The 8,516-nt window shown below is 68.0% G+C and carries 9 protein-coding genes; 3 read left to right on the top strand and 6 right to left on the bottom strand.

The features are described from left to right. Positions 1–257: 257 nt before the first annotated feature. The 3 genes from ACIKT0_RS09085 to ACIKT0_RS09075 form a co-directional block, all read right to left on the bottom strand. Positions 258–1,061, bottom strand: coding sequence for a potassium channel family protein (locus ACIKT0_RS09085; protein WP_407105036.1), 804 nt, complete (start codon positions 1,059–1,061; stop codon positions 258–260). A 150-nt stretch (positions 1,062–1,211) separates the two neighbouring features. Next, positions 1,212–1,451, bottom strand: coding sequence for a hypothetical protein (locus ACIKT0_RS09080; RefSeq protein ID WP_407105035.1), 240 nt, complete (start codon positions 1,449–1,451; stop codon positions 1,212–1,214). Between the two features lie 263 nt (positions 1,452–1,714). Continuing rightward, positions 1,715–2,149 carry a winged helix-turn-helix transcriptional regulator gene (locus ACIKT0_RS09075; protein WP_407105034.1) on the bottom strand — a complete coding sequence of 145 codons (435 nt, stop codon included), beginning with the start codon at positions 2,147–2,149 and terminating at the stop codon, positions 1,715–1,717. 69 nt (positions 2,150–2,218) lie between these two features. On the opposite strand from ACIKT0_RS09075, the gene ACIKT0_RS09070 reads away from it, so the two are divergent. Continuing rightward, positions 2,219–3,034 (top strand): SDR family NAD(P)-dependent oxidoreductase, encoded by an 816-nt coding sequence (locus tag ACIKT0_RS09070; RefSeq protein ID WP_407105032.1) that lies wholly within the window; start codon positions 2,219–2,221, stop codon positions 3,032–3,034. Positions 3,035–3,042: 8 nt separating this feature from the next. Here ACIKT0_RS09070 and ACIKT0_RS09065 read toward each other — a convergent pair whose 3' ends face one another. After that, positions 3,043–3,168 (bottom strand): hypothetical protein, encoded by a 126-nt coding sequence (locus ACIKT0_RS09065; RefSeq protein WP_281375321.1) that lies wholly within the window; start codon positions 3,166–3,168, stop codon positions 3,043–3,045. Positions 3,169–3,362: 194 nt separating this feature from the next. Next, positions 3,363–5,072, bottom strand: a complete 1,710-nt coding sequence (locus ACIKT0_RS09060) for a catalase (RefSeq protein ID WP_407105031.1) — start codon at positions 5,070–5,072, stop codon at positions 3,363–3,365. Positions 5,073–5,261: 189 nt separating this feature from the next. Between ACIKT0_RS09060 and ACIKT0_RS09055 the strand changes: the two genes are divergently transcribed. Beyond that, positions 5,262–6,203, top strand: a complete 942-nt coding sequence (locus ACIKT0_RS09055) for a glutaminase (RefSeq protein ID WP_407105030.1) — start codon at positions 5,262–5,264, stop codon at positions 6,201–6,203. A 193-nt stretch (positions 6,204–6,396) separates the two neighbouring features. Beyond that, on the top strand, positions 6,397–6,873 hold the full coding sequence (locus tag ACIKT0_RS09050) for an SRPBCC family protein (RefSeq protein ID WP_407105029.1): 477 nt from the start codon (positions 6,397–6,399) through the stop codon (positions 6,871–6,873). A 43-nt stretch (positions 6,874–6,916) separates the two neighbouring features. Here the strand turns inward: ACIKT0_RS09050 and ACIKT0_RS09045 are convergent. Beyond that, positions 6,917–8,516 (bottom strand): DNA translocase FtsK (locus tag ACIKT0_RS09045; protein ID WP_407105028.1); only part of this gene is annotated, 1,600 nt, incomplete at its 5' end.

The raw sequence follows: 8,516 nt of genomic DNA, 5'->3' as shown, positions 1-8,516 counted from the left end.
AGCGCCGAAGCGCGCGCCGTCCCAGCGCCGCCGCCGCAAGCGCCCCGACCGTCAGCCCTCCCGCGAAGGCGGCCGCCATACCGAATGCCACGCCACCCTCCACGTCCGGGCGCTCCGTTCACGCCCGAAGGGGTCTGACCGTAAAGATCACGCGTTTAGGAAGCGTTGAAGGCGCCGGCCATCACTTCGCCGGCTACAGCTTCCTCTCGAAGGGGCGACTTCCGCGCCGCTTCAACCGCGCGAACGCGGCGGCGGGGTCAATCGTCGCCGTCGGGGATCTTCAGCAGGTGCCCGCAGGCCTTGCAGTGCACGGCGTCCGGCTCATGGCGCATCAGCGCGCACTGCGGGCAGGAGAAGGTGACCTTCCGCGGCCGGAAGATCGCCTGCGCAAGGCGCACGAACAGCGAGATGCCGACGATCATCGCCACGACCGAGGTTAGCCGACCCCAGGTCCCCGGCAGCGTCACGTCGCCGAAGCCCGTGGTGGTGACGGTCGCGACCGTGAAGTAGAGCGCGTCGACATAGCTCTCGATGCCGTCGGCGCGGTTGGCGAAGAAGGTGTAGACGAAACCGGTGGTGACGAAGAGGAAGGTGGTGAGGTTGACCACCGCCCGAGTGGCGTCCTCCCAGTGCGCGTAGCCCGCCCGCCGCATCGGCCGCCACACGACCGGGCTGCGCGACAGCGTCCACAGCCGCAGCACCCTGAGGAAGCCGAGATTGACGATCCAGAGCGGCGCGAGAAGCGTGACGAAGATGAAGCCGTCCACCCAGACGTCCGGGCGCTTCAGCCAGCGCCTGAGATCATCCGCCGCGAGCGCCCGCGCCCCGAGGTCGAGCCCGACCAGCAGGGCGATCGAATAGTCGAGCCAGAGGAAGACCGGACCTTCGCCGAGCAGCGGGGTGGCGAGGAAGAAGCCGATGATCGCGAGATCGACCGCCACCACCGCGCACTGGAAGCGCAACGCGGGGCGTGTCTCGCCGTGATAGAGCTGGTGCAGCCGCCGCCGCAGGGGCGATCGCGGCGCGGGGCGGGCAGGGACGCTTTCCGGGGGGGACGCCATCGGCTCTGAGCTACAGCCGCCCGCGGTCGCCGCCACGGGCTATCGACGCGCGCTCGATCACTCCCCCGTGAACGGACCGGTCGCCCGGCCGCGATACGAAAACGGGAAGCGGTTTCCCGCTTCCCGTTTTTCCTGCGAGCCGTGGAGGGCTTACTGGCGCCAGCCGAGCTGGGACGGCTCGCCGTTGCGCGCCATGCGGGCGTTCCGCTCGTCGCGGGCGGCCTCGCGGCGCTCGGACACCGTCCCGGTGTAGCCGCGGTCCTGCGTCTGCGCGACGGGCGCGTGGCCCGGATAGGTCTCCTGGACGCGCGCCCAGTTGATGCCCGGGTCCGCGAGCGCGGCAGTTGACGCCAGGGCGAGGGCGCCGGCGGCGATGACAAGGGTCTTCATGACCTTCTCCTGTTGTGCGGCGGCGTGAGCCTCACGCGGCCAGTTCCGCCTAGTTAGTCGGCCCGCGTGACGTCGGAATAGGCGCGGCCGCCTAACTTCCTTGCATTTTTGCTTCGGGCGAGAATATCGCGTTGCACGGGCATAGCAACGGCCGGCATGCGGAAAGCAATGACTGCAACTAATTTGAGCGCAGGCAGAAACTAAGCACTCGCGGTGCCGGCTAAGCCTTGGGCGTGGCGCTTTTCACGCCGCCCGACGAGGGATCAGTCGATCACCCGAAGCGGCCGGGTTCCGAGCGGCGCTCCGGTCGCGGCGTCGATCGCCATAGGGTGGACATCGGCGCCCGTCTCGGCGTCGACCAGCCGGGTCATCGGCGTCCCGCCCGCGTGGTGCTTGCGCGCCCATGCGCCGAGCAGTTGCAGCACGGGCAGGAAGTCCCGGCCGGCCGCCGTCAGCACATACTCGTCGCGCGGCGGCCGCTCGCTGTAGCGGCGCTTCTCCAGAAGCCCGTCATCGGTGAGCGCCTTCAGCCGACGCGACAGGATGTTGGGCGCCACGCCCAGGCTGGCGCGAAACTGGTCGAAGCGCGTCGCGCCGAGCGCGGCGTCACGCAGGATCAGCATGCTCCAGGCGTCGCCTACCCTGGCGAGGCCGCGGCCGATCGGGCAAGGCCCGCAGGAAAGTTTTTCAGTGTCCATTGCAAAAAGATATCTACTCGCTACCATAATGCAAGCGACCGATCGGCGTCGCCCACAGGAGACTCTTCCATGAATGCGGCAGTCCAAGGAACGGCGCTCATCACCGGCGCTTCGAGCGGCATAGGCGCGACCTATGCGGAGAAGCTTTCAGCCAAGGGCTATGACGTGATCCTCGTGGCGCGCGACGAGGCGCGTCTGCGGACGCTCGCCGACCGGATCAGCGCGACCACTGGCCGGAGCGCGGAAGTCCTGCGGGCCGACCTGACGGACAGGGTGGATCTGGCCGCCGTCGAGCACCGGCTGGGTGAGGATGCGGCGATCACGCTGCTGGTGAACAACGCCGGCATGGCGCTCGACGGCGGTCTGCTCGAAAGTCAGCCGGGGGCGATCGAGCGGCTGATCGCGCTCAACATCACCGCGCCGACGCTGCTGGCTGCCGCCGCCGGCAAGGCCTTCGCGCCGCGCGGCCGGGGCGGGATCATCAACATCGCCTCAGTGCTGGCGCTGGCTCCGGAGGCGTTCGACGGCGTCTACAGCGGGTCAAAGGCTCACCTGCTGAACCTGTCGCTGTCACTGGCCGCTCAGGTCGAGGACAAGGGCGTCCGGGTCCAGGCCGTGCTGCCGGGCGCGACGCGGACGGAGATCTGGGAGCGGGCCGGAAAGGACGTGAACTCCTTCCCGCCCGAAATGGTGATGGAGGTCGGCGATCTGGTCGATGCGAGCCTGGTGGGGTTCGAACGCGGCGAGACCGTCACGATCCCGCCGCTTGCCGACGAAGCCCAGTGGAGGGCGATGAACCAGGCGCGGCTCGCCATGGGGCCGGGCCTGTCGCGGCGCGAGGTGGCGGCCCGCTATCTCGGGCCAGCCCAGGCGAGCGCCGCCTGAGGAGGCGCTCAGTCTGTGGAGGTGAGCCGCTTGCGCTCGGCCCGGGACAGACCGGAGTTCAGCCGGGTCAGGACGTAGACCACCAGCGCGACGCCGAACCCGGCCATCAGGAACAGTTCGAGCATTCCCATCATAGCTACTACTCCCCTGTCAGGAGGACGACCCCGACCGGCCGCCCCGCACTGTTTCAGGAGCTTGGGCCGCGCGCCATGATGGCAAGCGCGCGGTCCCCTATGTGGTTGCGGCAGCGCTGATTTTCTCCGCGAGTCCTGCTCGCGCGTCCCGAACAGAGACGCTCGAGGGCTTCGGAGGTATCCGGCGCCGGTTGTTACTCCGCGGCCTGATCCATCTCCTTCTGGCCGATCCGCCCGGAGAGCACCTCGTCGGCCGTGGCGCGGTGGTTCTTCACCGAACTCGTCCACTGCCCCCAGACCGCGCCGTCGATCTTGTCGCCGTTCCGGCCGAGGTTCTGCAGCCGGCGCTGATCCTCCTCGGTCAGCACCTGCTTGGGAAGGGGCTGAAGGTGCGCGACGTCGGCCGCCGACATTCCCAGCCCTTCAGCGACGCGGCCGCCATACTGGTCGTGCACCAGGAAGAAGTGCCACAACATCCGCTCCTGCACGTCCCGCTCACACTGGCTGAGCTGATCGATCATGTTGTGCACGAGGTCGTCGCGCTCCCAATCCATCATCGTGCAGAAGCGCGCGCGGGCCTGGACATAGTCGTTGCGGCGCTCGATGACGCTGCGCGTCAGCCGGCCGTGGATCTCCGGCGCGTTGTTCGGGACGTCCTCGGGGCTCTCGCTCAGGCCATTGTGGATCGAGGGCTCGAAGTTGACGTGCGGATTTTGCCCGGGCGCCACATCCCGGCGATACGACATCTGGCCGCCGGTGAGATTGGTGGCGACGTTCGCGTGCTTCGGCTGGTTGACCGGCAGCTGGAGATAGTTCGTCCCCACGCGGTAACGCTGGGTGTCCGAATAGGAGAAGGTGCGGCCGACCAGCATCTTGTCGTCCGAGAAGTCGAGGCCGTCGACGAGCACGCCGGTGCCCATCGCAATCTGTTCGTTCTCGTTGTGATGGTCCTGGACGTTGCGGTTGAGCGTCATGACGCCGACGTGGCGGAGCGGGAAATCCTTCTCGGGCCAGATCTTGGTGTCGTCGAGCGGGTCCCATTCGAGCTCCGGATGATCATGGTCCTCCATGATCTGGACATACATGTCCCACTGCGGGTGCTCGCCACGCTCGATGGCCTGGTACAGATCCTTCGAGGCTGAGCCGAGGTCCTTGCCCTGCACCTTCTCGGCCTCCGCGGCGGTTAGGCTCGCCACGCCGCAACGCGGATGGAAGTGGTACTTCACCAGCACGGTATCGCCCTGGGCGTTGACCATCTTGTAGGTGTTGACCCCAAACCCCTCCATGTGCCGGTAGCTGGCCGGGATGCCGCGCGGGCTGAACAGATGCGTCAGCATGTGCATCGATTCAGGCGTCTGGCTCATGAAGTCGAAGATGCGGTTCGGCTCCTGCCGGAACGTGATCGGGTCCGGCTTCAGCGAATGGATCACGTCGGGGAACTTGATCGCGTCGCGGATGAAGAAGATCGCGAGGTTGTTGCCCACGAGATCCCAGTTACCGTCTTCGGTGTAGAACTTCACCGCGAAGCCGCGCGGATCGCGCGCCACTTCGGAGGAGTCGCGGCCGCCGATCACGGTCGAGAAGCGGATCGCGAGGGGCGTCTTCTTGCCGGCCTGGCTGAACACCTTGGCGCGGGTGTATTTGGAGGCCGGCTCGTCGCCGATCTTGCCGGTGACCTCGAGCTCGCCATAGCAGACGAAGCCGCGCGCGTGGACCACGCGCTCCGGAATGCGCTCGCGGTCGAAATGCGTGATCTTCTCGAGGAACTGATAGTTCTCGAGCGTGGCCGGGCCGCGCGCCCCCACCGTTCTCTGCGACTGGTTGTTGTGGATCGGGTGGCCTTGGCGGTTCGTCAGGGTCTTGCCCTGAGACGCATCACCCGTGCGGTTGCGGTCATCGCCCATCTCGTTCCTCCGGTTTTGCGAGCTGCGCCGTCCGCTCCCGTCCGCCCTGAGGCGATCGTGGGGCGCGGATCCCGCCGACCCGATCCAGAGGAAACGCCCGCGGGGGTGCTTTGTTTCCGCCTGCGTGAATCGTGATCTGGCCACCCGCGCGCCCACCGGCTAAAGCCCGGGCGGAGCAGGAAGACACCGATGACCGCCGGCGTGCCAGACCTTCAGACCGTGGTGCGGGAGATCGCGCAGGAGATGCGCGAGCGCACGGATCGCGGCGAGGTCGCGAGCTACATTCCGGAACTCGCCCGCGTCGATCCCTCAGCGTTCGGGATTGCGGTCATCGACGCCGAGGGGGAGGTCGCGGCCGGCGGAGACAGCGACACGCCGTTCTCGATCCAGAGCATCTCGAAGGTCTTCACGCTGACGCTCGCGCTCGGCAAGGCCGGCGACCGGCTCTGGCGGCGCGTGGGGAGGGAGCCCTCGGGCAGTCCGTTCAACTCCATCGTCCAGCTCGAGAACGAGCGCGGAGTTCCGCGCAACCCGTTCATCAACGCCGGCGCGATCGCCGTCACCGATCTGATCCTGTCCGGTCATCAGCCGCGCGAGGCGCTCGGCGAGATCCTGCGCTTCATGCAGTTCCTGGCGGACGATTCGACCATCACGATCGACAAGGCGGTCGCGGCGTCGGAGCAGCGCACCGGCTTCCGCAACGCGGCGCTCGCGAATTACATGAAGTCCTTCGGGATTCTCGACAATCCGGTCGCCTATACGCTCGGCGTCTACTTCCACCACTGCGCGATCGCGATGTCGTGCCGCCAGCTCGCGATGGCGGGGCGCTTCCTGGCCTATTCGGGCCGCAATCCGTCGACCGGGCTCACAGTCGTGCCCCCCGAGCGCGCGCGGCGCATCAACGCGATCATGCTGACCTGCGGCCATTACGACGGCTCGGGCGAGTTCGCCTACCGGGTCGGACTGCCGGGCAAGAGCGGCGTGGGCGGCGGCATCCTGGCGGTCGCGCCTGGAAAGGCCTCGATCGCAGTGTGGGCCCCGGGGCTCGACGCCTCGGGCAACTCCCACCTCGGCCGGATCGCGCTCGAAACGCTGGCCAAGCGCATGGGATGGTCGATCTTCGGCGCGTGATCGTCTCGCCCGCTCGTCCCACGATGCACGACGAACCGCCCGGCGCCCGGGCTCCAGAGCAGGATGGGCGGCGACGTGATCTCAGCCTCGGCGAGGCCGCCGGGCGTGGTCGCTCATCTTTGCAACCTTCCTCACCGCCCTATGCTGGACGCAGCGGCGCACAGACCGTCCAGCAAGAAGGACAAGTGAGGACATGCCCAAACGATTGTTTTCCGCCGCGGCGTTGGTGGCGCTCGCCGCCTCGCCGGCGCTAGCGGCCGAGGTCACCGAGGCGACGCCCGTCAACGCGGCGCCCGACAAGGTCTGGGCCACGATCGGCGGGTTCTGCGGGATCGCGAGCTGGCACCCGGTGGTCGAAGGCTGCCAGCTTTCGACGCAGGGCGGCAAGAACATCCGCACGCTCAGCCTGAAGGGCGGCGGCACGATCGTAGAGGAGGAAGTCGGCCGCGACGACGCCCGCATGGCGTACAGCTACCGCATCCTCGAGAGCCCGCTGCCGGTGGAGAACTATGTCTCCACCATACAGGTCGAGCCCTCGGGCTCGGCGGGCTCCAAGGTCACCTGGACCGGATCGTTCCAGCCGAAGGGCGCGAGCGAGGCCGAGGCCAAGACCGTCATCGACGGCATCTACGTGAAGGGCCTCGCCGGCATCGTCGACAAGAGCACCTGAGGCTGATCGGCCGGAGCGCGCGGCGCTCCGGCCGCCGGATCCGTCAGCCTCCCCGGAAGATCTCGCGCTTGCCGGCGTGGTTCGCGGCGCCGACGATGCCTTCCTGCTCCATGCGCTCCATGAGGGAGGCGGCGCGGTTGTAGCCGATCTGGAGACGGCGCTGGATGTAGGAGGTCGAGGCCTTCCGGTCCCGGAGCACGACCGCGACGGCCTGCTCGTAAAGGTCGCCGGACTCCTCGCTGAACTCGCCGGCGTCGAACACCGCGGCGTCCGTCTCCTCGCCCTCGGCGGCGGCCTCCTCGTCATCCGCGGTGACCGCCTCGAGATATTCGGGCCGGCCCTGCAGCTTGAGATGGTCGACGACCTTCTCGACCTCCGCGTCGGCCACGAACGGGCCGTGCACGCGGGTGATCCGGCCGCCGCCCTGCATGTGCAGCATGTCGCCTTGGCCTAGCAGCTGCTCGGCGCCCATCTCGCCGAGGATCGTGCGGCTGTCGATCTTGCTGGTAACCTGGAACGAGATGCGGGTCGGGAAGTTCGCCTTGATGGTGCCCGTGATGACGTCGACCGAGGGCCGCTGGGTGGCCATGATCAGATGGATGCCGGCCGCGCGCGCCATCTGGGCAAGCCGCTGGATCGCGCCCTCGATGTCCTTGCCGGCCACCATCATCAGGTCGGCCATCTCGTCGACGATGATGACGATGTACGGCAGCGGAGACAGGTCCATGACCTCGTCTTCGTAGATCGGCTGCCCGGTCTCGCGGTCGAAGCCGGTCTGGACCTGGCGCGTGACGGTCTCCCCGCGCGCGGTCGCCTCTGCGGCGCGGGCGTTGAAGCCGTCGATGTTGCGCACGCCGAGCTTCGACATCTTCTTGTAGCGGTCCTCCATCTCGCGGACCGCCCATTTGAGCGCGACCACCGCCTTGCGGGGGTCGGTCACGACCGGCGTCAGAAGATGGGGAATGCCCTCGTAGACCGAGAGCTCCAGCATCTTGGGGTCGACCATGATCAGCCGGCACTTCTCGGGCCGGTGCATGTAGAGCAGCGACAGGATCATGGTGTTGATCGCGACCGACTTGCCCGAGCCGGTGGTGCCCGCCACCAGCAGGTGCGGCATCTTGGCGAGGTCGGCGATCACCGGCTCGCCCCCGATCGTCTTGCCGAGGCACAGCGCGAGCTTGTGCTGGGTGGCGCCGAAGGCGGGGCTCTCGAGGAGTTCGCGCAGGAACACCGTGTCGCGGCGGGCGTTCGGCAGCTCGATGCCGATGACGTTGCGGCCCTCGACCACGGCGACGCGGGCCGAGATCGCCGCCATCGAGCGGGCGATGTCGGAGGCGAGCGCGATCACCCGGCTCGACTTCACGCCCGGCGCGGGCTCCAGCTCATAAAGCGTGACGACCGGACCGGGATTGGCGTCGATGATCTCTCCGCGCACGCCGAAGTCCTGCAGGGTCTGCTGCAGCTTCACGGAGTTCCGCTCGAGCGCCTCCTCCGAGTGCTCCTCGTTGGGCTCGTTCTCGGCGGGGAGCGCCAGCAGATCGAGCGGCGGGAGCTCGTAGACGTCCGAGCTCTTCGCGGCGGAGCGCGGGGCCGCCGGCTGCGTCGTCGGAACAGGCGCGGGCGCCGGAGCCGGAGCCGGCCGG

This window comes from Hansschlegelia beijingensis, assembly GCF_045505405.1.
GTDB classification, from domain to species: domain Bacteria; phylum Pseudomonadota; class Alphaproteobacteria; order Rhizobiales; family Methylopilaceae; genus Methylopila; species Methylopila beijingensis_A.
This window is presented reverse-complemented; position numbering and strand designations above follow the sequence as displayed.

What these genes read in the sequence shown, in the direction of transcription:
- ACIKT0_RS09055 (WP_407105030.1), top strand. Translation starts at nt 5,262, where the DNA reads ATGACCGCCGGCGTGCCAGACCTTCAGACCGTGGTGCGGGAGATCGCG.
- ACIKT0_RS09070 (WP_407105032.1), top strand. Translation starts at nt 2,219, where the DNA reads ATGAATGCGGCAGTCCAAGGAACGGCGCTCATCACCGGCGCTTCGAGC.
- ACIKT0_RS09050 (WP_407105029.1), top strand. Translation starts at nt 6,397, where the DNA reads ATGCCCAAACGATTGTTTTCCGCCGCGGCGTTGGTGGCGCTCGCCGCC.
- ACIKT0_RS09075 (WP_407105034.1), bottom strand. Translation starts at nt 2,149, where the DNA reads ATGGACACTGAAAAACTTTCCTGCGGGCCTTGCCCGATCGGCCGCGGC.
- ACIKT0_RS09085 (WP_407105036.1), bottom strand. Translation starts at nt 1,061, where the DNA reads ATGGCGTCCCCCCCGGAAAGCGTCCCTGCCCGCCCCGCGCCGCGATCG.
- ACIKT0_RS09060 (WP_407105031.1), bottom strand. Translation starts at nt 5,072, where the DNA reads ATGGGCGATGACCGCAACCGCACGGGTGATGCGTCTCAGGGCAAGACC.
- ACIKT0_RS09065 (WP_281375321.1), bottom strand. Translation starts at nt 3,168, where the DNA reads ATGATGGGAATGCTCGAACTGTTCCTGATGGCCGGGTTCGGCGTCGCG.
- ACIKT0_RS09080 (WP_407105035.1), bottom strand. Translation starts at nt 1,451, where the DNA reads ATGAAGACCCTTGTCATCGCCGCCGGCGCCCTCGCCCTGGCGTCAACT.